The organism is Zunongwangia profunda SM-A87, from assembly GCF_000023465.1.
In the GTDB taxonomy this organism is placed as follows: Bacteria; Bacteroidota; Bacteroidia; order Flavobacteriales; family Flavobacteriaceae; genus Zunongwangia; species Zunongwangia profunda.
On the sequence record NC_014041.1, the window covers coordinates 4615405 to 4639253 of the forward strand.

Here is a 23849-nt window from a genome sequence, read left to right on the forward strand (position 1 = left end):
TGTAACTTCAAAAATAATCAAATTGCGCTTAACCCCAAGATTAGATGAATTTTATACTATTTTTTCTGGTTTGCCAGGTTTGTAGAATCATTTTCAACTTCTGCTAAAGAATCTTTTGAATTCGCTTTATCCAGTTTATCTTTTGCCATATGCTTTTTTTCTTTTAAATCGCTGATTCTGTTTTTAGTAAGATATAGCATATCTTTAGCTAAATAGTTGGAATCTTCTCCGTAATATTTATCCCAAAAGGTCTGATAATAATTTATTCGGGTATCCACATCTTTAAAATAATTATCGGCCGCGACCGCACGCTCATAAAGCGCTCGGGTATGATCTGGATTTTCTTTTAAGGTTTTTTGAAACCAATCGAATGCTTTTTTATACGCTTCCAGGTACTTATAAGTTAGGGCCAGGGAAAAATACTCGGCATCCATAGGCTGATCTTTGATTTTGATAGCCATTAATAAATGTTGTTCGGAATTCTGATAATCTTTCGTTAATGCATACATTTTTCCTAGTAAAAAGTGCGTAGAAGAGTTTCCCGGCTCATATAATAAGGCTTCTTTATAATTTTCAATGGCCTGATCAAAATTACCATCTTTATAATAGGCGTATGCCAATTTAGTATGAATAAACTCGCTACCCTGCCCTAATTTAATGATCTTCTCGTAATGCGGAATAGCCTCGTAAAAGACGGCCATTGCCGAATAGGTTTGCGCCGTTATTGAAAGTAATGATACATTATTTTCGTTTTTTGCCAGCCCCATTGCTGTATAAGCTAATGCCTGCTGATACTCCTTATTCCTAAGACTTTTTTTGGATAGTTTATATAAGGCATTTTGGTGAAACTGGTCATATTTATGAGTTTTTTTATATAAGTCTAAAGCAATGCTATCATTCCCCAATCGCTCGTTTGCCAAACCTCTTGAATAATAGAATTGCGCATTCTCAGGAAAACGAAGGCTTATTTTTTTATATAAACTATCAGCCTCCTTTAATTGATTTAGACTTAAAAGTGTTTCCCCATAATTTAAAGCCGTAATTACTCGGTTCGAATCCAAATCAAGGATTTTCCTATAGGTTTTTAACGCTTTTTTCTCTTCACTATTGGCTTTGTAATATTTAGCCAGATCTTTTAAAATTTTTACTGAAGAAGTATCTTCTTTTTCCATTAACAAAACCGCTTCCTCATACTTGCCTACGGCATATAAACTATCGGCAATTTTTGTATTGGACTGTGCGTAAATCGAAAGACTTACAAAAACAAAAAAAACAGTAATATTTAAACGCATAAATTATACTTTTAGATAAAACGGAAGCACCTGCTTTCGCTTTTCATATTCTGAAATAAGAGTATCTCGAAATTCCTGATTATTAAACATGAATAAATACATCGCTCCCCGCGCTTCCAAAAGACGCTGTTCCTGGTTTTCTGAAAACTGAATTTTATTTAAGTTTTTCATCCCTCTTACAAATTGGTCATAAAGATTATTTCCCTTCTGAAAATTCTCTAATATAGCAGCTACCGAAAAAGCTTCGATAAAAGGATGTTTAATTGATGGGTTCGCTGAATTACCATTTAAACCACCACAAACTTTTCCTTCATATCGGCCTTGTTCGTCTATTCCCTTGATATAAAAATACTTTGAAGCCACATCCGTTAATTGATCTATAGTAACTGTATCTATAAATTTTCCATTATTTATTTTCTCAGAAATTTTATCCATTAAATCCCCAAACTGGGCATCAGCATTTAAAAAACTGTAAAATTCCTTCTGGAGTGAAATACTATCTTCTATTCCCTTTACTTGTGAAAACTCACGAAAACCTGAATAATCTGTAAAAAGGTTTAATAAAATCACTTTGTTTTTCTCGGTAAGCATGTATAAAGGATCTGATTTCTTTAGTTTTTTGACGGTAGGCTTAGGAAATTTCTGGTTTCCAAATTCCAGCATTTCAACACCAAAGATCTTCTGGTAATTATCTCTAATATCAACCTGTTTACTTTGCGCCGACATGGTTTTTAAACAAAGAATCAGTACGACAAGAAGTAAGCCTCTCATTACATTTCTCCATTTAAAATAATTGGTAGCGAATAAATCACATTTACCTTTTCAGACTTATGTTCTCCCGGGATAAACTGCGGAAGCGCTTCTACAGCCTTAACCGCGGCCATTTCTAAAGCTTCACGATCATTGCCGGCATTAATCGCCCTTGCCCTTGCCGCTTCGACATTTCCTGAAACAGAAATTTTAAACTGAACAACAATTCGTTGCAGCTCTTTATTTTTCAGCTCCTCACTTAGATTTTTATTGATTTCGTCATCAACAAAATCGCTGATCTTTTGCACGGTACAATTTTTTTGGCCTGCTTCAGAAACATCTTCACAACCCTTAAAAAGGGGAATTTGATCTACCACTGCAAAAGGAATATCTATCGGCTGATTTTCGCTATTTTCAGTAATTCTTTCAGTGGTAACTGCTGTACTATTTTTGTTTGCTTTAGAAGTTGATATCGCTTCAGAAACTTTATTCCGAATCGTATTTGCTGAAACATTGGCCACAAAAACCAACATGGCAAAAGTTAACGGAATAGCTATTAAATATTGAAGTTTAGCCAAAGAACGGCTTTGTTTTTTTTGTATCATTTTGATGCGTTTTTTTAATGATGAATTATTAAGAAAATGGCTGGAAAAGATAAGATCTTCACTACCAAAATTTGCATTTAATAAATGCTGAAAATAGTTAGATTTCGAAGTCTTTTTTACCGACTCGTTATCTGCGAGATACTCGTGGATCATCGCAATTTTAGACTGGTAAACGTACACCAACGGATTAAACCAAAAAATAACCTTAAAAACCTCAAAGAACAGCAAATCCAGGCTATGTAATTGTTTGGCATGCACTTTTTCGTGCTCCAGGATCTGATCTCGCTCTGATGCTGAAAGCTCATTTCCCAGAAAAATGGTCTTAAAAAAGGTAAAAGCAGTTTTTGTTTGCGGTAACTCTATAATTCTAAATTGACCTTCAGTACTTTTAAGATTTTGTGTAAAAAGTGACTTCAATTTAAACAATTTCAGGCTTAAAAAGATTGCGCTTATCACAACTCCAATCACATAAGTTACCTCCCACCAGTCTATAAAATTTTGCTTCGAAATTATCGAATTTCGGCTGGCTTCTGATTTTATTTCAGGTGCGGTAATATCTAAAATCTTTTGCGCCCTAAAAGCGCTTAGCCTTTCTGGAGAAACCACATCATAAAAAAGATCGAATTTCAGTAAAGGTAAAATTAGCGACAAACTAAAAGAAAGCAGCAAATACCAGCGATTATAAGCAAAAAAAGTAGTTCGTTTTAAAATAATCTCGTACACCAGCCAGAATAAAAACTGGAACACGATCACCTGAACACAATACTGCAACATCCCTTAATTTTTAAATGAAAACTGCCTGAAAATGGGCAATTTTCTCATTCTTTTTCATATTATTTTGAAGCCTGCGCTTCTGGTGGCGGTGGCGGTGGCAAATCACTTACTGTTTCACCAACTGCTCCTGGAGTATCTCCCCCATTTTGAAACACTATAGGCAAGGAATAAACAACCCCAACAGCTTTTCCTCTTTGTTTACCTGGCTGCATTCTAGGAAGGCTATTTATAACACGTTTTGCTTCCATCTCTAGGTCTGGATGTGGTGCTCGAGCTTTAATTTCAGTAACATCTCCTGATGCATTGATTTTAAACTGTACGATCACACGAGTGATTTCTCCTTCATCTAAAATATCTTTACCTATGCCAGTATCAAAATTATTGACCACGTATTGTGTTATTTTTTCACTCATACAAGACTTACGCTCGTTGTTAGTTTTTAAATCTGCACAGCCGGGAAATACAGGAACTTCTTCGATAACCGCGAATGGAACATCATTGGTATCTGCCCACCCTCTAACTTCATATACTTTATTTTTCTCTTTGAAACTAGTCCCTTCCATTTTTTCTTCGACTGCTTGTAACACCTTTACTAGTTCGATCTTTTCATCTTCAGAAAGATTATCCTTATTTTGAATTTTTGAAATAAGATTATCGATATCTCCTGTTGGATCATCTGAGGATACATCACGTTCATCTGAACAGGATACGTAAATCAACATCATAGCCAGTACCGGTACTACCAGTAAAAACTTGAATTTTGCGATTGTTGTAGATTTATTTTTTTGTAACATAACTATTCGTTTTTTGATTAATGATTGATTAAAAAATTGATTGGTGAATGAGAGATTTTGAGTTTCAAAAGCACTGTTAAGCAACTGATTAAAATAATGCTTTTTAGAGGTTTTTTTTACGACTGCTTCATCGGCTATAAATTCGTGAAGTGCGGCTATTCTATTCTGAAAAAGATAAACTAAAGGATTAAAACAAACCAGCACTTTTAAGATCTCGAAAAACAATAGATCCAGGCTATGTTTTTGCGATACATGAATAAGCTCATGCTCCAAGATATGTTCGCGTTCTTTTGCTGAAATGTCGCTACCTAGAAATACAGTTTTTAAAAATGTAAATGCCATTCTGGAATTGGGAATTTCAACAATTTTAAAGTCTTTTTTATCTTCAGCTTTAAACTGAAATAACTTCCCTATAACTCGCCATCTTTTTAAGAATAAAACAAAGCTAGTAAAGCTACCCAGAGCATAAACTACCAACCACCAATTTACTGCCGCTGTCTTTTCAGCTTTAATATGTACTGTAGGCAATTGCTCTACTGTTGGCTGTTGAGTCCCTATAAAAACTTCGGGTAATTTTATGGTATTATTAATTGCCGTGACGGCAGATGCAGGTACAACTTCAGATAATGCAGTAAAACTTGCAAATGGCAATATTAAGGATAGTACAGGTGTTAGCAAGAGATACCAACGGTTCGCCGTAAAAAAAGTTTCTTTTTTTAGAAAAGATTCGTACACCAGTAAAAATACCAGTTGAAAAACTATAATCTGAATAATATACCGCCACATGATTATTTATCGTCTTTATTGATCTCTTTTAAAATGGCTTCTAGATCCTTAGTATCCATTTCGTTCTTTTTCATAAAAAAGGAAACCATGCTTTTAAAAGATCCATTAAAATAGTTATTGATAAGCTTGGTCATACTCTGGTCGCTATAGGTATCTTTCGCTACAACAGGAAAATAGATGTATCCTTTCCCCTTTTTACGATGATCTACAAATTCTTTGTTTTCCAAAATTCTTACAATGGTTGAAACGGTATTGTAAGCCGGTTTCGGCTCTGGCATCTCCTCGATTATTGTGGCAACATTGGCTTCTTTTAATTGCCAGAGAATTTGCATAATTTCTTCTTCTGCTTTTGTTAACTGCTTCATTCTTTATGTTATTAATAGAATCTCACTCAATTATCGATCCTTAAATACTATGCCTTTTAAGAAATAAAATTGTTGTAAAAAGACCACACTGCACCTGTTTTGATTGAAACTATATTATTGATTGATACTGCTAATATAAACTAATCATTTAGTTTAAACTAACCTATTAGTTGAAAAATTCAAACTTTAACATTTTATCCTTCTCCTTAAAACCAAACAAAGCCTTCTGTAAATTTTATTTTCATTCAACTTTAATAGAAAACTAACATAAATAGCTTGTAAAAGCACTATCTTGAAATTACAAATTATTAGATCTACAAATACCTGATATGAAAACTTTGCAAGACCCGAAGCAATTAGATTCGGCGATAAAAAATTTGGAAGAAATCCAATTAAAATTCAACAAAAATAAACCGCTTATTTTTCTAGACTTTGATGGCACCCTGGCGCCAATTGTAGAGAATCATGAAGATGCAGGGATGGATGATGAAACCAGAGAAATTGTGAAGCAACTTTCTAACAAATACGCTATTGCCGTGGTTAGTGGTCGTGGTTTAAGCGATGTGCGTAATAAAGTTGGACTCTCTGATATTTACTATGCCGGTAGCCACGGATTTGAAATTGCCGGGCCTAATAATTTTGAGAAAGATAATGAAGAGGCTAAAAAAATGCTCCCGGTTTTTACCCAAATCGAGCAAACACTCCGGCAGGAATTAAACAAGATAGACGGTGTTCGCTTTGAGCGGAAAAAGTTCACACTGGCGATCCATTATCGACAAGTAGCGGAAGAAAAGATTTCAGAATTTCACAATATCATAGAAAATGTGGTTGAAAATTATCCAGACTTGCATAAAGGCGATGGTAAAAAAGTGGTCGAAATAAAACCGAATATCGATTGGCATAAAGGCAAAGCAGTTAATTTTCTTCGCAAAGAATTAAGTACACATAAAAATCCATTTTCCATTTATCTGGGAGATGATACGACAGATGAGGATGCTTTTAGGGAAATGGAAAATGGCATTGGAATCCTTGTGGGGGAACATGGCAATGATTCGTACGCCGATTATCGTATTGAAAACATCGAAGAAGTAAAACAATGTTTAAGTGCGCTATTATAAGAATAGGTAATATTCTAAAAACATTTGAACTACACTAAAATTGAACAATTTTATTCATAATTTTTAATCATGACGATCCTTCTTATTAGTCTGTCAGTTATTTGTTTAGTCGTTGGTATTATTGGCAGCGTATTACCGGTTTTGCCAGGCGTACCCATTAGTTGGCTGGGATTGTTATTTTTTTACATTATCCCAGGCATCAGCATTGATTACTGGTTTTTAGGAATTACACTGATTGTTGCTATCGCAATCTACGTACTGCAAATTATGATTCCTGCCATGGGAACCAAAAAATACGGCGGTAGTAAAGCAGGAATGATTGGCACCACCATAGGTTTAATTGTTGGTATTTTCACCCCAATTCCTTTCGCGATTTTAATTGGTCCTTTTGTGGGTGCATTCATTGGTGAAATTGTAAATAAATCTGATTCTAAAACTGCTCTACGGGCAGCTTATGGTAGTTTTATAGGGTTTTTGGCTTCTACCTTTATGGAATTTATGGTAGCACTAATTTTCTTTATTCTTTTTATTTACAAAGGATGGAGCTATAGAGATTTCATTTTTAGTTATTAATCCTTAAATATATCTGGGGATAGCTACCCTAAATGTCGTTCCTTTACTTTCTTCTGAAGTTATTTCCATTTGCCCGCCCATTTCCAGTACCAAATGTCTAACCAGTTTTAACCCCAGTCCATAATGATCTTCACCAACCAAACCTTCTTTAGCCTGCATTGATGAATCCATTATATCGGCAATAGCTTCTGGCTGCAGAAAAGTCGATCCATCCTCAATCTCTACACTAAGCTTTGCCATATCTGAGGTTCCGCTATTTTTTAATCCAATCACTACTTTAATTTCTGAAACTTTACTTGCATAGATAATCGCATTAGAGATAAGATTACCGGAAATTTGGGTAATTTTTTGCCGTGAAAATTTTTGTTTATGATTTCCAGGCAATAAATCTATGCTTAGTGATACATTTTTAGATATTGCCAAACTACTATACAAGGCCAGTAACTTATTCTTTAGTTCGGTTATCGTAATACTTGCTTTTGCAAATTCCAGAAAGTCACTATTGTTTTTCTCTAAAATGCCACTAATAATATCCAGAAGTTCTGTACTACTTTGCCCAGAGAGATGAAGATACTGCTTTAAGACGGCAACTTCATCCTCATCTTCGGCAAGTTTACTTAACCCTAAAACTCCACTTACCGGTCCTCTAAGATCATATCCTAACTCTCGCTGTGCGGCATGCATGTCATGAAAACGGCGATTTACTTCGGCCATTTTTTTAATTCCTTCCAGTTTTTCAACAATTTCAGCGCCTATGAGTTTTAAAGACTGTTGCTGATCTTTATTTAATGTATGCCCAACCTCATCAATAATACAAAGCGCTCCAATCGCATTCCCTTCAGAAGTTCTTAACGGTACTCCAAAATAATATCCATACTTGTCATCCAGTGGTACATTAAACTTATCATTATCTCTAAAATTTTTGACTTCCAAAGACTCTTTCTCTCCGATGGTAAATTGACAAACCGATAATTCTCTACGCATAACTGTGGGATCCATTCCGTTCGCAGCAATGGACCACTGCCAGTAAGAATCTAAAATATTCACTAAAGAAAGTTCTGCTCCTGTGATACCAGAAGCTAGTTCCGTTAAATTTTTAAACATTTCCTGTAGGTTCTGGTAATCCAGATCTAGTTGAGAAACTTCGAGAATTCTTTTAAACTCGGCTTCAGAAGAATCGTTGGGTTCTATCATACATGTGGTTGAAAGTCAAAGTAAATTACGTATTTTCAATCACATAGACAATATAAATCTTTTTCAGCAGTGAAGAGGCTCGCTTTTGCTAAAATCAAAAATAGCATATGCAATCCTAACACTAGACGATATAAAAGTATATGTTAATTCGACTAAAATTAGCTAAGACTATAATTAACAAAGGTTTATACGCCAATATTTAAGATCATAGATTGTGTTCCATACTTTTACTTTAAACCAAAAAGACTATTATTATGAAAAAGAATGTGATTAAATTATCCGCACTGGCTATTGGTCTTACAGGTGTTGTAAGTTTGTCTTCTTGTAAGCATACAGAATCTGATAAAGAGGCTCCGTTAGCTGATAAAAGTGATATGGAAATAGAGCAAAATGAAAATACAGATAACTCTTATCCAGCGAATCCAACCGCAGAATATCTAGCTTATGTAGATCAATCTACGCTTGAACCTGGAGAAGACCTTCATACCAAAGAAGCTATAAATAAGTTAGCAGCAGCCGTTGAAGAAAAATCACAGAACCTTAAAGCGACTCCAAATGATAGCCTAACAGCTATAGTGCCTAATGTGGATGACAATATCGAAACAGATACTACAATTACGACAGATAGTTTTTATTCTAAAGGACATGTAGTTGTAAACGTACTGGAAAATCTACAAAAAGAAAACTTCCCAGAATTATCTGATGATATTAACGAATTAAAAGAAAGTTGGAACAAATTAGAAAAAGTAAAAAAAACAAATTATGGCGAAATGGCCGTAAATTCTTTTTTTAATAAAGCGGCAGATCTTTTAGAGGAAATGAATACAAACACTCCAGATGGGACAGTCTCTGCCAGTTACGTGGGTAGTGATTCCACTCAATACAGCACCAAAGGGGATACCATCAAAATGAAGAAGCAATAATTAACATCAAATAAATTTAAAGTTGTAAGGGTCGTCTTTAGGCGACCTTTTTTAGTGGATAAAAGTAAATAACCAATTTAAAATATACGGTGCTAATAAGGCCGTAATTAAACCATTAAAACACATCGCCAAACCGCTATAGGTTCCTGCAGAAATACTAATTTCAAAAGCTTTCGCCGTACCAATACCGTGAGCTGCTGTGCCTAAAGCGGCACCAATAGCTTTTTTATTTTTCACTCCAAGTTTTTTAAGCACTATAGATCCAAAAGCATTCCCCAGGATTCCGGTAATAATTACGATTCCCGCGGTAATCTCGGGAATACCTTCAAGAATTTTAGTGATTTCTATTGCAATAGGTGTAGTGACTGATTTAGCCACTAACGAGCGACTAATAATGTCTGGAGTACCACAAAGAATTAAAATTAGGATTACTGAAATCATACCAATTAAACCACCAACAAAAACCGCAATAAGAAAAACTTTTAGATCATTTTTCACTTCTTCTAGTTTCTCATATAGAAATACACCTAAAGCCACCACTGAAGGTCCTAAAAAAAAGCTAATGTATTTTGCGCCATTATTATAGGTTTCAAAATCGATATTAAACATCAGTAATACCACAATGATCAGTACCACCGAAACGAAAACCCTGTTGAAAAAGATTCGACCTATTCTCTCCTGCAGTTTCCCTGAAATAAAATAAGCTAAAAGAGTTAGCGTAACTCCGAATATAGGAAGGCAAAAAAAAACTGTCATTTTTTATCGAGTTTTTGATAAACCGCACCTGTCACATATAATGATAACAGTGTACTTAATAGCACTGCAATTGTCACCGGCATCCAGTACTCTGCAATTAGATTGGCGTAAACCATTAAGCCCACTCCGTAAGGTATAAAGAACACAACCAGATATTTCACTAAAAAATCGGAGGCTGGTTTTACATCTTTAAGCTTTATAAGCTTAAAAAATAAGGCAAGAAAAATAAGAAGCATCCCAATAATATTTCCTGCAACAGGAACGTCTAAAAAATAATGGATCAATTCCCCTAAAAATAAAAAGCAAAAAATATAGATTAAAGATTTAAGCATTATTCGTACAAATTGTTGACATCTGCATGATGCAATTCTACAAGAAAATCTGCTATTTTTTTAGTTACCGCTTCTATAAATTTTTGACCTTTTTTAGCTGTTGCATTTTTAGGGTTGCCTACTCCGGTATCTTTAGTAACTGCTCTCCATTGTCGCTGGCTACTTACCCATCCTTCTCTTAATCCCTTTATTTTATAATTTTTAGCACTGCCATCACCAGCTTCTTCTAACGGCAAAACAAGATCTGGTGCCAGATGCATCACTACCGATGTTTCTAGTTCCCCTGCATGATCACCAGGATCATCAAAATAGGCTTTAGCATCTAAAGCCTGAAACCAATTTAATGTACAGGTAAAAATAGTGGGAAATTCTATACTTAGTTCGCGTATCATTTGTTTAAAATGATTCCCGCCGTGGGAATTAAAAATAACCAGCTTATTGATTCCACTTCGATGCAATACCTGGGCTACATCTTTTAAAATCGCATATTGCGTAGAGGGATTTAAGTTCATACAAAAAGGAATGTCCATTTGCCCTGTATTAACACCAAAAGGAATAGTGGGAAGCAACAATACTTTAGCCCCTTGCTCCCAGGCTTTACGGCAGGTTTCTTTGGCCACGCCATGAGCTTCAATATTATCGGTAGCATAGGGTAAATGGTAATTATGAGCCTCTGTCGCTCCCCAGGGTAAAATAGCTATTTCGTAGTGTTCGTCTTTTACATTTTTCCAATTGGTTTCAGCAAGGATATAGGGTTTCATAGATTTCTTTTATTTTAAAAGAATGGGGAATAATCATAGTTTCTTTTATCCAACTTCCCCTTAAGATTGCTATTGAAACCGGATTTAAAACTATACCAGTTTAAAGAATCCTGATTAGACCATAAAACTTCTGATAAGGCAGGCAGTCTTGGTAACAAATGTTTAAAAGCCAATTCTTCTGAAAAAATATAGTCTGACCTTAAAGTTGCCTCTGCTCCTAAAATAGTAGAATGTTTTTGAAATGTCCTATGATAAAGATAAACATCCTTTGTGTTTAAATATCCTCCAAAGGATATTTGATCCTTATCTTTTTTCTTTGTAGGATATTTTGAAAAATCCAAAAAGTTTTGATTATCTAAAATAATAACATTCTTGTGTTTACCTGATTCCTTCTGAATATCCGCCATTAAAACCACTTGTGATCTTGATGTAACTGATACCGATGCTATGTCACCGATAATCATCTTTTTACCCGAGGTTTCACTCCAGTTTTTTAAATTATTAATAAAAAAATCATCCAAATCACTGGTCTTTTGAAAGCCTAGATTTTTTAATTCCTTATCCTCTATGTATTTAGAACGCGCCCCTAAACCCGAAACTTGTATATATTTAGAAGGAAACAAACCTTTTAGCTCATTAAAAACAGATTTAAAAAACAGTAAAGATTCAGAAGTAGGATAAATATAATTATCAAACTCTCCCCACTCTGTTTTCACATTATATTCCTTTTGGCCGCCCAGTCCGGGATAAGCTGCAAGGATTGCCGAAGCATGACCAGGAAAACTAATTTCAGGAATAATTTCTATATGCCTGTCCTTTGCATAATCCACTATTTCACGAATATCCTCCTGCGTATAAAAATGAAAGTATTCTTTACCATCACCTTTAAAAGGATTAAAATTTTTACCTTCGATTGTTTCTGCTCTTCTAGCTCCAATAGCAGTAAGTTCAGGATAGCTTTTTATTTCTATACGCCACCCCTGATCATCTGATAAATGCCAAATAAAATAGTTCATTTTATGCATGGCCAGCACATCGATATACTTCTTAATAAAATCAATAGAAAAAAAATGTCTGGAAACATCTAATTTCATACCGCGAAATAAAAATTTGGGAGAATCATAGATCTCACAGGTCGGCACAGTCATGTTGTTTCCTATTATCCCTCTTTTTACATAGATTATCAGTTTATTCTCTGAACCTGCATTTTCTTCTTCAGCAATATCTGGCATTAATTGCCTTAGCGTCTGAATTCCATAAAAAACGCCTTTTTCATTTTTGGCTACGATTTTTATATAATCCTTAGTAATCTTTAAACTATAACCTTCCTCCTCTTTCATTTTTCTATCTATCATTAAATAAATTCCATACTTATTTAAATGATCCATATCTTCATCTAAACGATATCGTATATTATTTGGTTGCCCTTTAAGAAAAGATAGCAGATAATAGGCCTCTGAAATTGTTTCTACAGCAGTATAAATTTTTGTTTTCGAATTCATTTGAAACTTCCCTTTTTCCATCTTAACGATAGAATCCGGAAGTGGAATTACTGCAAAATTTTTATCAGAATTGGACAAGTCAGCCAATACACGCTTCATGCCTTCATTTGGTTCTTCTTTATTCGCACATGAGGCCAAAACAAAAAGTAACATTATGAAAAAGTAATTTTTCATAGGGGTTTGAGGTAGAAAGATTAGGTTTCGGAAAATTACAACTTTGATATTGTAAAACTCACAAGGATATTTTAAAATTTGACAATTCTTCAGTAGTTTTCATAAGCTAAATTTTAAATTTGCAGCAAAACAAAGCATGTTCGATTTTATAATTATTGGGGCGGCGCAGGCCGGTCTTGCCATGGGCTATTATTTAAAAAAAGCGGGATATAATTTTCTTATTCTTGATAAAGAAGAGGAAATTGGCTCCTCATGGCTTAACCGCTGGGATTCCCTTAAATTATTTACGCCAACAGAGTTTAACCATTTACCCGGTATGGATTTTCCGGCCAAAAAGGGACATTATCCCTCTAAAACAGAAGTTGCGAATTACTTTAAAATCTATGCTGAAAAGTTCGAATTTCCGCTTCGGTTAAATACCCTTGTGACTTCAGTAAAAAAGGATAAATCTATATTCTTTATTGAAACAGAGCAACAACAAATTCAGGCTAAAAATGTAATTATAGCTACCGGGCCTTTTCATATCCCCTACACCCCGCCGTTTTATAAAAAATTAAGCCCTACCATAGTACAAATTCATAGTAATTATTATAAAAATCCAGAACAATTACAAAAAGGAAACACTCTGGTTGTGGGTGCCGGTGACTCTGGCTTCCAGATTCTAGATGAAATTTCAGCATTGGGACAGCAAACCTATTTTTCAGGAGCTACCAATGTAAAAGTACTTCCACAAGAATTTCTTGGTAAAACCTTATGGTGGTGGTTTAGTAAAACCGGATTTTTAAATTTCAGTAAAGATTCATGGATCGGAAAAAAAATAAATAAAAGCAGGCAACCTATTATTGGCACCGATGTAAAAGAAATTTTATCCAGACGAAATGTGGAAGCCGTAGGTAAAACCATCGATGCAGAAGAACAAATTATTTATACTGAAAAAAAAGAACTCACAGATATTAGCAATATTATTTGGGCAACCGGCTACCGACCAAATTTTAGCTGGATAGAGGGATTAGAGCTTACCAAAGAAGGTTATCCTAAACATAAACGTGGTATAAGCAATACCAAAGGTCTTTATTTTATAGGCCTCCCGTGGCTACATACCCGTGGATCTGCAACTTTGGGAGGCATTAAAAATGATGCTAAATATTTAATTGACTTTATAGAAAATTAAACTTCATGACGTTTATAATTTTCTGTAGGCAACACTAAAAATGGTATTTTTACATTGTAAGCTACCTCGTGTACCAGTGAGCTAAACAGCAGTTTTTCTATAAACGTATGTTTGTTTTTAACCATAACCAGCATTTCTACAGGGTTTTCTTTTTGGTATTCCTGCAAAGCATCCATCACGCTATCCCGGTTTATCCTTCCAAAAATATAACCATAATCATCAAAATATTTTTGGAGGGCTTCTTTAGATTTTTGCTGGTTCTCCTCCAGATCTTTACCAAAACTAACATTAAGAATATGAACTTTTGCTTCAAACTGCTCTACGATACTTTTTAAAAACCATAAATCGTACTCAGCAAAGTCTAGTTTCAAATCGTTTGGAAACAAGATGTTTTTTGGTTCTTTATAAGTAGCTCCCGCAGGGATAGCGAGTAAAGGGCACTTAGCCACTTTAATAGCATGAACAGTATTCGTACCAAAAATAAGTTCGCTTCCATCCTGAGCCCCTTCGGTTCCCATGATGATTAAATCTATAGTCTCTTGAGCAACACGATCTTTAATTTCTTCATGTAACATTTTAAAGGTGGAAACTAATTCGAATTCATGGAGCTTATTGGGAAATTCTTCCTCGATTTTCTTTAGAAATCGCGATAAATTTTTAATCGAATTCTCTTTATATACTCCATACAAACTACTATAAATAATAAAATCTGCATTATAAAGCGTATTAAGCAGAATAAATTTGGTTCTGGAATTTTTAAATAGTTGCAATGCGTACTGAATAGCATTGTAAGAATTATCAGAAAAATCAGTGGGTAAAAGCACAGTTCTCATAACGAATAATTTTATATCTAATTTACAAATATTAGCACCACCAAACTATGACATAGATCATAATCCACAGCTATCAAAGTTACCTGCTGAAAGCTGAAAAGCGATTAAAAAATTCGACAATTAACAGGGTATTATGAACAAGCATGGATTTTATCCTTAATTTTTGTAGACGCCAATATTATTTTAATGAAAAGGGAAAATATAGACACTAAAAATAAGCACAATCCTTTTAAGCTTTCAGCCAAAGGCTGGTGGGAAGTTATAAAAGAGGTGAAAAATGAAATTAGCGCAGATAAGGTAAGTATCGTTTCTGCCGGAGTTGCTTTTTACGCATTTTTAGCGGTTTTCCCCGCAATTATGGCATTAATCTCTTTATACGGATTAGCTACAGATCCACAGGAAATTCAGCGACAGATTAACGAACTCTCTGCCATGATGCCTCGCCAGGCCTTTGAAGTTTTACAACAACGAGTAGATGTGTTTTTACAAACCCATGGCGATCAATTAGGCTGGGGAACCGTATTTGGGATTATTTTTAGTATTTGGAGCGCTAATAAAGGTACAAACGGTTTGCTAACCGGTGTAGATATTGCCTACGACACCATAGAAAATCATAATATTTTTAAACAATACTTAATGGCATCAGTATTTACGATAGGCGGGCTTATCATGCTTATTTTAAGTATGATTTTAATCGTAGGATTTCCGGCATTGGTGCATAAAATAGGATTGCCTGCAAAATTAGAAGATTTAATAAGCTGGTCGCGCTGGCTGTTATTGGCTTTTTTGGTAAGTATTTTTTTATGCTTAGTATATAAATTTGCACCGGCCAGGCCAAAACCTACAACAAGATGGGTAATCCCCGGTGCCTTATTTTCTACTATTGTCTGGTTGGCTGCCTCTTACGGATTCTCTTTTTACGTAAGCAACTTTGGTAATTATGGCGAAGTCTATGGTTCTATCTCAGCAGTTGTTGTGCTTTTGCTTTGGTTATATATCACCTGTTTCATCATTTTATTAGGTGCCGAAATAAATACTGAAATCGTTGATTATCTTATCGCCGAGAAATTAGAAAAATGAAAACGATTAATTATATTATAAATAATTAAAGGTGTCAAAAAATAAAATATGTTAAATTAATGGTCACAAAAATAATAATTCATTAAATTACAGTATATTCTTTCTAATCTCAGTAATGATGAAAAATGATGCTTTTAATGAAACCCTCGTTGAATACCGCGTAGCTAATTTTGTTTTTGCAAATCATCTTAAGTATCAAAAAAACAAAAAGGGAAAATTGTTAAGTGATAAAAAACTGGATTGTAGAAGTTTTAAAGCAAAATTTCTGAAATTGAAAAAGTCAAAAGTTCCCAAACATTCCATTAGTGCCATTCCTGAAGTATATACCTGTGGTTATAAAGTGATCAAAAACACTTCCTGCATTTTAAATTAATTATAATTATTTTTGCGTTCAACTTTATCGGATTATCTTTAAACAAAAGTTGAATAATGAAAATTGCTGAAAAATTTAATCTATCTGAAAGACAGATCGATAGAATCATTGCTATGGCCTGGGAAGATCGTACGACTTTTGAGGCTATAGAATATCAATTTGGTCTTACCGAGAAAGATGTCATTAAATTTATGCAGGAGCAAATGCACCCTAAAAACTGGAAAAAATGGCGTGCAAGAGTGCAGGGTAGAAAAACAAAACACCAAAAACTTAGGAATTTTGAAACTGGACGTTTTAAAAGCAGCCGGCAACGCCCGATAACAGGTAACCGAATTTCTAAAAAGAAATATTAATCATCATGGCTCCAGAAAAAGATTATAACCTGTCTTCACTAGACCTTTTTTTAAATGAATCTTCAGAGCTTTTAAGCAATCTGCAGGTACAGCAATTGCATCCGTTGAGTAGTATGGATATTTTTGCTGATTACTCAGATAAAATAAAAGAACAGGCAAGACGTAAAACTGAAATGAAATCATTACAGAATTTTGCCGAAAAATTTAATTGGAATACTCCTTTAAATTTTATGCTGGAAAAGGATTATGAAGCGTTAATACTTACTCAAAAAGACCAGACCATAGTTTGGACAAACAAGGGTTTTAGCAGTATGACAGGATATCCTGCTAATTTTGCCAAAGGGAAAAAACCTAATTTCTTACAGGGTAAAAACACTTCTGCCATAACGAAAAAAAACATTAAAAATCTGGTGACTTCAGGTACTAACTTCTCTGAAGTTTTAGCCAACTATCGTAAAAACGGAGAGGAATATTTATGTAAAATCGATATTTCCCCATTAAAAATATCGAGCAACAAATCACACACTTTCTGGCGCTGGAAAAAGAAATTTATGAATATTGAAGAACGAATAGCAAAATCAACCACCAGTCTTTTTAAAGCGGTTTTTCCGAATACAACCAATCACTACGATACTCTTTTTGGGGGCACCGCCATGCAAATGATGGACGAGGTGGCTTTTATTACCGCAACAAGATTCAGTAGGCAGCGTATGGTAACCGTGAGTAGCGATCGTATAGATTTTAAAAAGCCAATTCCCGAAGGAACATTTGTAGAATTAATAGGAACAGTAACCAATGTAGGTAATTCCAGCTTAAAAGTAAGTGTAGAAATTTATATTGAAGAGATGTACTCTGATCAAAGGGAACAGGCAGTAAAGGGAGAATTTACCTTTGTGGCCATCGACGAGAATAAAAAACCTGTAAGTCTTAATATATAAATGAGGCTGTCCAAAAAATAATTTTAAGACAGCCTCATGATTTGGGACAAAAAAGTACTATTATTCTGTATAAAAATAAACGGCTGAAGCGCCAGATAAACTATTATTAATTTGTGGCGACCTGTTTCCACTTGAGGTGCTTACCTCAGAAAAAGCAAGGACTCTACCTCCACCATTAGCCACTTCAGCAATAAATACCGCATCATAGTTAGCATCGTAAGCAAGATTTACTGGATTTCCAAGATTGGTATTTCCGCCACTTACTCGCATTTGATCACCGATAGAAATCATTCCGCCATCCATCGTTGTATTAAACTTACTGTCAAAATTTGTAATCACATGAAAAGCACCATCAGAATCTGAGGCAGCATCGCCAATATCCGTCATTACCATAGTTCCGTCATCATAATCTAAACCGTGTGTTCTTACAATGCCTTCAACTTCTACAGTTTTTGTTGCTGAAACATTCATGTTGGTCATATAAGCTGAAGAAAAGTTGGTAAAAACCGCCAGTTTATTAGTCGTATCTACCACGGCATACAAATCGTCACCTATAAATTCGATTCCCAAAACTTTAAAATCTACCGTTACCACATTTCTTAATTGAAATCCAGAAGATGTTTTAGTATAAATAAAGAATCTCCCGTCCGCAGTCGTATCGTCTCCATCTACATCTGCATTATCGGCCACAACATAAATATTCCCGTTTACAGCAATATCACGCGGACTTTGCAGATCGGAAGAACTTGATAGATCAATATCTATATTCAGATCTACGCCGGTTTCCAATTTATCAATCCCTATATAACTTTCTAAACTAGTTGAAGAGCGAGAAACTATGGTAAAAGAATCATCTTCACCATCATAATAAATTCCCTCTGCATCGTCTGATGAGGTTTGGTAAGTAGTGGTTTCAGAGGTATTAATATCATAACGGGTTACAGAACCATTATGGCTTGTAGCATAAAGATGTGCCGTACTTGAAGGCCGCACTGGATTTTCACCCATTCCGTCATCATCACTACAGGAAAATATCATCGTTCCTGCTACTAACATAAAAATTGGTTTAATAAAATTTTTCATAATTAATCGAATTTATGTTCTCCCAATATTTACGCAAATATGCTAATTATAGTTTTACAAAAAATTCCACAAAAACCAACAGCAAACAATAAAAAACTAAAAAACAGATAGTTAACCAGCACCTTCCTATAATGTTTAACTTAGATTTATTAAAAGATTAAGATTGTTTTACCTGAGATTCGATAAAAAAATTGCGTCATTCATACTGGATAAAAGAAGTGTAAATCGATTTAAATGAATTGGAAGATTATATGATAGTAAAAGACAAAGTCGCTTTAATTACAGGAGCAAGCAGTGGCATAGGCAGAGCAATTGCAATTAAATTATCTGAAGAAGGATGTAAAATAGTTTTAGCCAGCAGAAATACAGAAAAACTTAAAGAAATTAAGCAGCATTTAGTGTCAGAAAGTATGGTTATAGAAATGGACGTAAGCCAGACCGAGAGTGTTGCCAAAGGCTTTAAAAAAGCAGTTGCAAAATTTAAAACTATAGATATTCTGGTAAATTCAGCCGGGGTAATGCCATTAACCTATTTAAAAAACCGCCATCTGGATGAATGGCTTCAAACCATCGAGGTAAATGTAAAAGGAACCCTTCGCTGTATACATGGCGCTTTACCTTATATGAAGCAAAACGAAGGTGGTCATATTATAAATATTTCTTCGGTAGATGGTAAAGAGGTATATCAAGGCGGTGCGATTTACGGTGCTTCAAAATCTGCCATCATTACTTTATCGAAGGCAATGCGCATGGAACTTTCTCCAGACTATAATATTAGAGTTACCTGTATCGAACCTGGCACAGTAGACACTGCTTTAAGAAATAATATTACAGACGAAGAATTACTGAACGACAAAAATTATAACGATGCTTCTGAACCTAAACTGGAAGCTAAAAATATTGCCGATGCCGTATTATATGCCCTATCCCAGCCCGATAGTGTAAACGTAAACGAGCTCCTTATAAAACCAACAGGTAAATCTTAAAAAAGTAACTCTGGGCAAACAAGCCTCAAGCTTAAAAAACAATTAAATTAAAACAAAAACTATAAATTCTATGAAAAACCAATTGAAAAAAACCGGAAAATGGGCCGTAGGTTATCTTGCAGCAAAAGCAGGAAAAAGAATCGTGGCTAAAAGCGGTATGGTAGGACTGGGTATTGGTGCTGTAGCAGGCTTAGGATATCTGGGCTATAAACTTTTTAAAACTAAAAAAGATCAAAATGATATAAGTCAAAATTATCATGAAATTAAAGGGGAAAAGAAAATTGTGGTTTAAAACTTAAAATTCTAGTAAACTACCTCGGGGCAAGCCCACGAGGCATTCGATAGGCACAAAATTTCAATTCCGAGGCAAGCCTCGGGGTATTAAACCCTTTGGCGGTGCCAATAAACCCGGTTCAATTCGAATCTGGATAAGACTTGATAATTACAAAACATCAATCATAAAAAAAGCCGGAAATTCCGGCTTTTTTTATGATTACTTTTTAAGCAATGATTGTATATTTATTAAAATAATCTGTTATAATGAAAAAAATCATACTGTTATTTGCAGGATTAAGCCTTTTAACGTCCTGCAAAAATACCAGCGAAAACCAGGATTCTAAAAAGGATAATCTCATTGTTTCTACAGAAAATGGTAAAGTTGAAGGTTTCCTAAACGAAGAAAATTCGGTTAGAAAATATTTCGGAATCCCTTTTGCTCAGCCTCCGGTGGGCGATTTACGGTGGAAGGCCCCACAGGATACAAAAAGTTGGAAAGATACCTTATCAACAAAAGAGTTTAAGCATAAACCGGTACAGGCTAATGTTTTTGGGGATATGAAATCCCGTTCCAACGGAATGAGCGAAGATTGTTTATACCTAAACGTATGGACTCCTAAAGAAGCCACTCAAGAAAAACTTCCGGTTCTGGTTTACTTTTATGGTGGCGGATTTGTAGCCGGTGATGCCTCAGAACCTCGCTACGATGGAGAAACCATGGCTAAAAAAGGAATGGTTGTAGTTACCGTAAATTATAGGTTAAACATTTTTGGTTTTATGGCCCATCCCGAACTTAGCGAAGAAGCTTCATATCATGCCTCGGGAAATTACGGATTATTAGATCAGCAAAAATCGCTGGAATGGGTACGCGATAATATTGCTGCTTTTGGAGGTGACCCTAAAAAAGTAACCATTGCGGGAGAATCTGCCGGCTCTATTTCGGTAAGCGCTCAAATGGCATCGCCACTCTCAAAAGATCTTATTCATGGCGCTATTGGTGAAAGTGGTGCTGCTATACACCCTACACTTGCACCGATTGCCTTAGAAGAAGCAGAAAAAACAGGACTTGATTTTGCAGAAAAAATTGGCGCTAAATCTCTGGCCGAGCTGAGAGCGATGAGTACCGATTCTATTTTTATGCTTTACCAGAACTCTGGAAGATATGGTTTTCCCACAGTGATCGATAATTACTTTTTACCAAAATCACTTCCTGAAATATTCGAAGCGAAAGAACAGGCCCAGGTTCCTTTACTTGTTGGCTGGAATTCTGCCGAAATTCCTGGGATGGCATTAATGCAAGGCTTAGAGAATACCCCCGAAAATTTTATAAAAAAGGTAAAAGAAATTTATCCTGAAGATTACAAAGAAGCATTGAATCTTTACCCGCATACTGATAAAGAAGAAGTACGCTACTCAGCAACCAAATTAGCCTCAGACCGTTTTATCGTATATAGTACCTGGAAATGGTTTGACCTACATCGCAAAAATTCTGAAACTTCTGTTTATCGTTATTTATATAGCAAATTAAGACCTAAACTAAAAGACCAGTCCAAACAACCTGGTCTTGCAGGTGGGACTCAGGAAAAAGATAAAAATACACCTGAAGCGCCAAAAGCCATTGGTGCTCCTCATGCCGCAGAAATTGAATATTTTATGGGTAATCTAGACCGGATAGAAGATTATTCCTGGACCGATGAAGACTACAAAGTTTCAGAAACTATTCAGGAATATTTAGCGAATTTTATTAAAACAGGAAGTCCAAATTCCGAAAATTTACCGGAATGGCCAAAGGCTGAGTCCAGTGATAAAACACCTCCCGTCATGATTCTGGATACCGAATCTAAAGCTGAGAATGCCAAAGATGATAATCGATTCCTGTTTTTAGATAAAAAGTACACCGAACAATAATTTTTATAGTCTTTTGTAAAAGTAAAAGCCCTCTATTTTAGAGGGCTTTTAGCATACTAATTATTCTTTCTTCTTTCACGTGCACGTCCTATCATTTTCTTGCGACGCTCTTCCTGTAATTTTTCAAACTTTGCGAATTGTTCCTCTGAAAGTAATTCTCTTAAATCTTCATTACGCTTTTCAGAAAGTTTACGCATCTCAGCAAACTTCTCTGATCGGTCACCATCGGCCTCACGCAACTCTTTTAAACCCTCCATAAAAGTGGTATTGATCACTTTGTACTGCGGCATTTGTTGTTCAGTAAGGCTAAGCGCAGCCATTTCTTCATCCTGCATTTTCTTTAAAGAGGCTTCAGACATTCTCCCCTGAGCAAACATTTGTGTTCCCACGAGCAATAATAAACCTAAAATTACTTTTTTCATGATGTAAACTGTTATTAAGTTCCTACAAATCTTTGACTCTTAAATAATTAATTAGTTTAAACTGATTATCTTAAATTAAGAAGGTTTTATCAATAACTATTGATAACACTTATCACATAATCCTTTAACAACAAGATTAGCATCAGTAGCTTTAAAACCTTTTGGAAGGCTAATATTAGGAATGGTTTGATCTGTTAAACACTGTGTTTCTCCACATTTAGAGCAATGAAAATGCAGATGCAATTTTTCGTTCGCCCCGTTTTCACCCGCTGTTTCTAAAGCAAATTTTGCAATACCGCTACCATCCTCGATTTTATGTACCAATCCTTTCTCTTCAAATAACTTTAAACTTCTAAAGAGCGTAGTGCGCTCTGTCTGGCCAAAAGCAGCTTCTATATCATTTAAACTCATCGCCAAAGATTCTTTTGCCATAAATTTATAAACCAGTAGCCGTACGGCAGTAGGCCGAATTCCCTTTGCTTTTAAAATAGTTTCAATTTCTTTCATAGCATTATTAGTGTGAATGGCCACCTTCTCCTTTATTCATTTCGGCCTGTAAATAATATGCATTATTTAAAGCAAATTTTACGTTTTTATCTTTTGGATTCATAAAGGTAATAGTTATCCAGTTGTTATCCTTTATTCCCGTTTTCACTTCTATAGGCGTAAAATACCACTTACCGTTATTTTCTTCCGTCTTAAAAATAAAATCCCGGTTATTTTCAGTAAAAATAGCTTCAGTTGGAATAGCCTCAATTAGATGATTGGTGGTAATGATTTTTCCGGTAAGGTACATCCCCGGGATTAAATTTTTGGGTTTGTTTTCAATTTCAGCATGAATATGCACTGCTTTCGGATTTTCTTCAAACACCCGTCCTACAGATATAATGTTTGCCATCATTTCTAAACCTGGCCTCGACTTTAAAGTCAATCGTACCTGTTGTCCTATTGCTACATTTTCAATGTCTTTTTCAAAAACCATTAAATCGGCATGAACATCTTCTACATTTAATATTTCAAAAAGTTCTGTTTGGGCAGAAACATATTGTCCGGTTTTCACTTTCACTTTTTCTACCGCACCGGTAATCGGACTCAAAATAGGGATTTTTTGCGCTAATTTTCCCTGCGCTACTTGAGCCGCATTAATATTCAATAAATGTAACTGTGCTTTTAATCCGTTCATCGTCTCTTTTGCATTCTGAAATTCGGTTGCAGTAACCTGAAAATTTTCTCCTGAAGCCACTCCGGCATCATAAAGCTTTTTCTGGCGCTCATATTCTTTTTCCTTAAGCTGAAATTGATTAAAAGCATTTAAAAATTTTGTTTGAATTGCCACAATATCAGGATGCGCAATATATGCCAGCACCTGTCCTTTTTTCACCTGCTGCCCCTCAATAACATTGATACTTTTAATAGTTGCACCATAAACGGTAGTAACCGATGCTTCGTTTTGTGGCGGCACCTCTAATTGCCCATTAGCAGTGAACGTTCCAGCCATATTCCTCTTTTTAACCGTACCCAATTTAATATTTAAAGCATCAAATTGAGATGTACTAATTTCAACGACGTTTAAAGCATGTGAATTTTCTTCAGATTCCTCGTTAATTTGAGTTTCTGCTTTATACTCAACATTATCTTTGGATGTTGTATTTCCGCAAGCTGCTAAAATGCCAAAAAGCAGCAAACTTAAAATTGTATTTAATTTCATTGTATTTTATAATTTCTGA

26 protein-coding genes and 1 pseudogene are annotated in these 23849 nt (G+C 35.0%); 12 read left to right on the forward strand and 15 right to left on the reverse strand.

The window, feature by feature from the left end:
* Positions 1 to 56 precede the first annotated feature (56 nt).
* From ZPR_RS20345 to ZPR_RS20365, 5 genes are read right to left on the reverse strand one after another with little or no spacing between them, the layout of a single operon-like run.
* A complete protein-coding gene (locus ZPR_RS20345; RefSeq protein WP_013073664.1) occupies positions 57 to 1292 on the reverse strand; it encodes a tetratricopeptide repeat protein in 1236 nt (411 codons plus the stop codon).
* Between the two features lie 3 nt (positions 1293 to 1295).
* Positions 1296 to 2063: a hypothetical protein gene (locus ZPR_RS20350; RefSeq protein WP_041579254.1), complete on the reverse strand. Its 768-nt coding sequence runs from the start codon at positions 2061 to 2063 to the stop codon at positions 1296 to 1298.
* Positions 2063 to 3421, reverse strand: a complete 1359-nt coding sequence (locus tag ZPR_RS20355) for a M56 family metallopeptidase (protein ID WP_013073666.1) — start codon at positions 3419 to 3421, stop codon at positions 2063 to 2065. The genes ZPR_RS20350 and ZPR_RS20355 overlap by 1 nt, the downstream gene beginning before the upstream one ends.
* A gap of 59 nt (positions 3422 to 3480) precedes the next feature.
* Positions 3481 to 5001, reverse strand: a complete 1521-nt coding sequence (locus ZPR_RS20360; RefSeq protein ID WP_013073667.1) for a M56 family metallopeptidase — start codon at positions 4999 to 5001, stop codon at positions 3481 to 3483.
* A 2-nt stretch (positions 5002 to 5003) separates the two neighbouring features.
* Complete coding sequence (locus tag ZPR_RS20365; RefSeq protein WP_013073668.1) at positions 5004 to 5366, reverse strand: BlaI/MecI/CopY family transcriptional regulator; 363 nt, start codon at positions 5364 to 5366, stop codon at positions 5004 to 5006.
* A gap of 329 nt (positions 5367 to 5695) precedes the next feature.
* On the opposite strand from ZPR_RS20365, the gene otsB reads away from it, so the two are divergent.
* Both otsB and ZPR_RS20375 read left to right on the forward strand, forming a co-directional pair.
* The gene (otsB, locus tag ZPR_RS20370) at positions 5696 to 6484 is read left to right on the forward strand and encodes a trehalose-phosphatase (RefSeq protein ID WP_013073669.1); all 789 of its coding nucleotides are present in this window, start codon (positions 5696 to 5698) and stop codon (positions 6482 to 6484) included.
* Positions 6485 to 6553: 69 nt separating this feature from the next.
* Positions 6554 to 7057, forward strand: a complete 504-nt coding sequence (locus tag ZPR_RS20375; protein WP_013073670.1) for a DUF456 domain-containing protein — start codon at positions 6554 to 6556, stop codon at positions 7055 to 7057.
* Between the two features lie 3 nt (positions 7058 to 7060).
* Here the strand turns inward: ZPR_RS20375 and ZPR_RS20380 are convergent, their stop codons facing one another.
* A complete protein-coding gene (locus tag ZPR_RS20380) occupies positions 7061 to 8251 on the reverse strand; it encodes a GAF domain-containing sensor histidine kinase (RefSeq protein ID WP_013073671.1) in 1191 nt (396 codons plus the stop codon).
* 254 nt (positions 8252 to 8505) lie between these two features.
* Here ZPR_RS20380 and ZPR_RS20385 point away from each other — a divergent pair, with 254 nt between their 5' ends.
* A complete protein-coding gene (locus ZPR_RS20385) occupies positions 8506 to 9174 on the forward strand; it encodes a hypothetical protein (RefSeq protein ID WP_013073672.1) in 669 nt (222 codons plus the stop codon).
* A 51-nt stretch (positions 9175 to 9225) separates the two neighbouring features.
* Here the strand turns inward: ZPR_RS20385 and ZPR_RS20390 are convergent, their stop codons facing one another.
* Genes ZPR_RS20390 through ZPR_RS20405 form a run of 4 tightly spaced genes read right to left on the reverse strand, consistent with a single transcriptional unit; the run spans position 9226 to position 12678 of the window.
* Positions 9226 to 9930 carry an LrgB family protein gene (locus ZPR_RS20390; RefSeq protein WP_041579256.1) on the reverse strand — a complete coding sequence of 235 codons (705 nt, stop codon included), beginning with the start codon at positions 9928 to 9930 and terminating at the stop codon, positions 9226 to 9228.
* On the reverse strand, positions 9927 to 10262 hold the full coding sequence (locus ZPR_RS20395) for a CidA/LrgA family protein (RefSeq protein ID WP_013073674.1): 336 nt from the start codon (positions 10260 to 10262) through the stop codon (positions 9927 to 9929). Before ZPR_RS20395 ends, ZPR_RS20390 begins: the two co-directional genes overlap by 4 nt.
* A complete protein-coding gene (locus ZPR_RS20400; RefSeq protein ID WP_013073675.1) occupies positions 10262 to 11023 on the reverse strand; it encodes a creatininase family protein in 762 nt (253 codons plus the stop codon). Before ZPR_RS20400 ends, ZPR_RS20395 begins: the two co-directional genes overlap by 1 nt.
* Before the next feature lie 14 nt (positions 11024 to 11037).
* On the reverse strand, positions 11038 to 12678 hold the full coding sequence (locus ZPR_RS20405) for a beta-N-acetylhexosaminidase (protein ID WP_013073676.1): 1641 nt from the start codon (positions 12676 to 12678) through the stop codon (positions 11038 to 11040).
* A 157-nt stretch (positions 12679 to 12835) separates the two neighbouring features.
* Between ZPR_RS20405 and ZPR_RS20410 the strand changes: the two genes are divergently transcribed.
* A complete protein-coding gene (locus ZPR_RS20410) occupies positions 12836 to 13870 on the forward strand; it encodes a flavin-containing monooxygenase (protein ID WP_013073677.1) in 1035 nt (344 codons plus the stop codon).
* On the opposite strand, the gene ZPR_RS20415 is transcribed toward ZPR_RS20410, so the two are convergent.
* The gene (locus ZPR_RS20415; protein ID WP_013073678.1) at positions 13867 to 14703 is read right to left on the reverse strand and encodes a universal stress protein; all 837 of its coding nucleotides are present in this window, start codon (positions 14701 to 14703) and stop codon (positions 13867 to 13869) included. The two genes, ZPR_RS20410 and ZPR_RS20415, sit on opposite strands and share 4 nt — an antisense overlap.
* Before the next feature lie 186 nt (positions 14704 to 14889).
* Here ZPR_RS20415 and ZPR_RS20420 point away from each other — a divergent pair, with 186 nt between their 5' ends.
* The 5 genes and pseudogenes from ZPR_RS20420 (at position 14890) to ZPR_RS23810 (ending at position 17447) form a co-directional block, all read left to right on the forward strand.
* Positions 14890 to 15783, forward strand: coding sequence for a YihY/virulence factor BrkB family protein (locus tag ZPR_RS20420; protein WP_013073679.1), 894 nt, complete (start codon positions 14890 to 14892; stop codon positions 15781 to 15783).
* 115 nt (positions 15784 to 15898) lie between these two features.
* The gene (locus tag ZPR_RS20425) at positions 15899 to 16156 is read left to right on the forward strand and encodes a hypothetical protein (protein WP_013073680.1); all 258 of its coding nucleotides are present in this window, start codon (positions 15899 to 15901) and stop codon (positions 16154 to 16156) included.
* A 56-nt stretch (positions 16157 to 16212) separates the two neighbouring features.
* Positions 16213 to 16509 carry a TIGR03643 family protein gene (locus tag ZPR_RS20430; protein ID WP_013073681.1) on the forward strand — a complete coding sequence of 99 codons (297 nt, stop codon included), beginning with the start codon at positions 16213 to 16215 and terminating at the stop codon, positions 16507 to 16509.
* Positions 16510 to 16739: 230 nt separating this feature from the next.
* Positions 16740 to 17015: pseudogene (locus ZPR_RS23805) on the forward strand (PAS domain-containing protein); the annotation flags it as partial.
* 45 nt (positions 17016 to 17060) lie between these two features.
* On the forward strand, positions 17061 to 17447 hold the full coding sequence (locus tag ZPR_RS23810; protein ID WP_041580142.1) for an acyl-CoA thioesterase: 387 nt from the start codon (positions 17061 to 17063) through the stop codon (positions 17445 to 17447).
* Between the two features lie 60 nt (positions 17448 to 17507).
* Here ZPR_RS23810 and ZPR_RS20440 read toward each other — a convergent pair whose 3' ends face one another.
* Complete coding sequence (locus ZPR_RS20440) at positions 17508 to 18530, reverse strand: hypothetical protein (protein WP_013073683.1); 1023 nt, start codon at positions 18528 to 18530, stop codon at positions 17508 to 17510.
* A gap of 251 nt (positions 18531 to 18781) precedes the next feature.
* Here ZPR_RS20440 and ZPR_RS20445 point away from each other — a divergent pair, with 251 nt between their 5' ends.
* From ZPR_RS20445 to ZPR_RS20455, 3 genes are all read left to right on the forward strand, one after another.
* Entirely contained in the window at positions 18782 to 19516 is a 735-nt protein-coding gene (locus tag ZPR_RS20445; protein WP_013073684.1) for an SDR family oxidoreductase, read from the forward strand.
* 70 nt (positions 19517 to 19586) lie between these two features.
* The gene (locus ZPR_RS20450; protein WP_013073685.1) at positions 19587 to 19808 is read left to right on the forward strand and encodes a hypothetical protein; all 222 of its coding nucleotides are present in this window, start codon (positions 19587 to 19589) and stop codon (positions 19806 to 19808) included.
* Positions 19809 to 20056: 248 nt separating this feature from the next.
* Positions 20057 to 21700, forward strand: coding sequence for a carboxylesterase/lipase family protein (locus ZPR_RS20455; RefSeq protein ID WP_013073686.1), 1644 nt, complete (start codon positions 20057 to 20059; stop codon positions 21698 to 21700).
* Between the two features lie 56 nt (positions 21701 to 21756).
* Here ZPR_RS20455 and ZPR_RS20460 read toward each other — a convergent pair whose 3' ends face one another.
* The 3 genes from ZPR_RS20460 to ZPR_RS20470 form a co-directional block, all read right to left on the reverse strand.
* A complete protein-coding gene (locus tag ZPR_RS20460) occupies positions 21757 to 22122 on the reverse strand; it encodes a hypothetical protein (protein WP_013073687.1) in 366 nt (121 codons plus the stop codon).
* A gap of 96 nt (positions 22123 to 22218) precedes the next feature.
* Positions 22219 to 22629 carry a Fur family transcriptional regulator gene (locus ZPR_RS20465; protein ID WP_013073688.1) on the reverse strand — a complete coding sequence of 137 codons (411 nt, stop codon included), beginning with the start codon at positions 22627 to 22629 and terminating at the stop codon, positions 22219 to 22221.
* 7 nt (positions 22630 to 22636) lie between these two features.
* A complete protein-coding gene (locus ZPR_RS20470; RefSeq protein ID WP_013073689.1) occupies positions 22637 to 23830 on the reverse strand; it encodes an efflux RND transporter periplasmic adaptor subunit in 1194 nt (397 codons plus the stop codon).
* Between the last annotated feature and the right edge of the window lie 19 nt (positions 23831 to 23849).

Excerpts from the sequence above, each read along its gene's own strand:
- ZPR_RS20380 (WP_013073671.1), bottom strand. The coding sequence starts at position 8,251 with ATGATAGAACCCAACGATTCTTCTGAAGCCGAGTTTAAAAGAATTCTC.
- ZPR_RS20430 (WP_013073681.1), top strand. The coding sequence starts at position 16,213 with ATGAAAATTGCTGAAAAATTTAATCTATCTGAAAGACAGATCGATAGA.
- ZPR_RS20405 (WP_013073676.1), bottom strand. The coding sequence starts at position 12,678 with ATGTTACTTTTTGTTTTGGCCTCATGTGCGAATAAAGAAGAACCAAAT.
- ZPR_RS20425 (WP_013073680.1), top strand. The coding sequence starts at position 15,899 with ATGATGAAAAATGATGCTTTTAATGAAACCCTCGTTGAATACCGCGTA.
- ZPR_RS20455 (WP_013073686.1), top strand. The coding sequence starts at position 20,057 with ATGAAAAAAATCATACTGTTATTTGCAGGATTAAGCCTTTTAACGTCC.
- ZPR_RS20355 (WP_013073666.1), bottom strand. The coding sequence starts at position 3,421 with ATGTTGCAGTATTGTGTTCAGGTGATCGTGTTCCAGTTTTTATTCTGG.
- ZPR_RS20365 (WP_013073668.1), bottom strand. The coding sequence starts at position 5,366 with ATGAAGCAGTTAACAAAAGCAGAAGAAGAAATTATGCAAATTCTCTGG.
- ZPR_RS23810 (WP_041580142.1), top strand. The coding sequence starts at position 17,061 with ATGAATATTGAAGAACGAATAGCAAAATCAACCACCAGTCTTTTTAAA.
- ZPR_RS20350 (WP_041579254.1), bottom strand. The coding sequence starts at position 2,063 with ATGAGAGGCTTACTTCTTGTCGTACTGATTCTTTGTTTAAAAACCATG.
- otsB (WP_013073669.1), top strand. The coding sequence starts at position 5,696 with ATGAAAACTTTGCAAGACCCGAAGCAATTAGATTCGGCGATAAAAAAT.
- ZPR_RS20470 (WP_013073689.1), bottom strand. The coding sequence starts at position 23,830 with ATGAAATTAAATACAATTTTAAGTTTGCTGCTTTTTGGCATTTTAGCA.
- ZPR_RS20395 (WP_013073674.1), bottom strand. The coding sequence starts at position 10,262 with ATGCTTAAATCTTTAATCTATATTTTTTGCTTTTTATTTTTAGGGGAA.
- ZPR_RS20420 (WP_013073679.1), top strand. The coding sequence starts at position 14,890 with ATGAAAAGGGAAAATATAGACACTAAAAATAAGCACAATCCTTTTAAG.
- ZPR_RS20385 (WP_013073672.1), top strand. The coding sequence starts at position 8,506 with ATGAAAAAGAATGTGATTAAATTATCCGCACTGGCTATTGGTCTTACA.
- ZPR_RS20400 (WP_013073675.1), bottom strand. The coding sequence starts at position 11,023 with ATGAAACCCTATATCCTTGCTGAAACCAATTGGAAAAATGTAAAAGAC.
- ZPR_RS20390 (WP_041579256.1), bottom strand. The coding sequence starts at position 9,930 with ATGACAGTTTTTTTTTGCCTTCCTATATTCGGAGTTACGCTAACTCTT.
- ZPR_RS20415 (WP_013073678.1), bottom strand. The coding sequence starts at position 14,703 with ATGAGAACTGTGCTTTTACCCACTGATTTTTCTGATAATTCTTACAAT.
- ZPR_RS20460 (WP_013073687.1), bottom strand. The coding sequence starts at position 22,122 with ATGAAAAAAGTAATTTTAGGTTTATTATTGCTCGTGGGAACACAAATG.
- ZPR_RS20375 (WP_013073670.1), top strand. The coding sequence starts at position 6,554 with ATGACGATCCTTCTTATTAGTCTGTCAGTTATTTGTTTAGTCGTTGGT.
- ZPR_RS20445 (WP_013073684.1), top strand. The coding sequence starts at position 18,782 with ATGATAGTAAAAGACAAAGTCGCTTTAATTACAGGAGCAAGCAGTGGC.
- ZPR_RS20450 (WP_013073685.1), top strand. The coding sequence starts at position 19,587 with ATGAAAAACCAATTGAAAAAAACCGGAAAATGGGCCGTAGGTTATCTT.
- ZPR_RS20465 (WP_013073688.1), bottom strand. The coding sequence starts at position 22,629 with ATGAAAGAAATTGAAACTATTTTAAAAGCAAAGGGAATTCGGCCTACT.
- ZPR_RS20345 (WP_013073664.1), bottom strand. The coding sequence starts at position 1,292 with ATGCGTTTAAATATTACTGTTTTTTTTGTTTTTGTAAGTCTTTCGATT.
- ZPR_RS20360 (WP_013073667.1), bottom strand. The coding sequence starts at position 5,001 with ATGTGGCGGTATATTATTCAGATTATAGTTTTTCAACTGGTATTTTTA.
- ZPR_RS20440 (WP_013073683.1), bottom strand. The coding sequence starts at position 18,530 with ATGAAAAATTTTATTAAACCAATTTTTATGTTAGTAGCAGGAACGATG.
- ZPR_RS20410 (WP_013073677.1), top strand. The coding sequence starts at position 12,836 with ATGTTCGATTTTATAATTATTGGGGCGGCGCAGGCCGGTCTTGCCATG.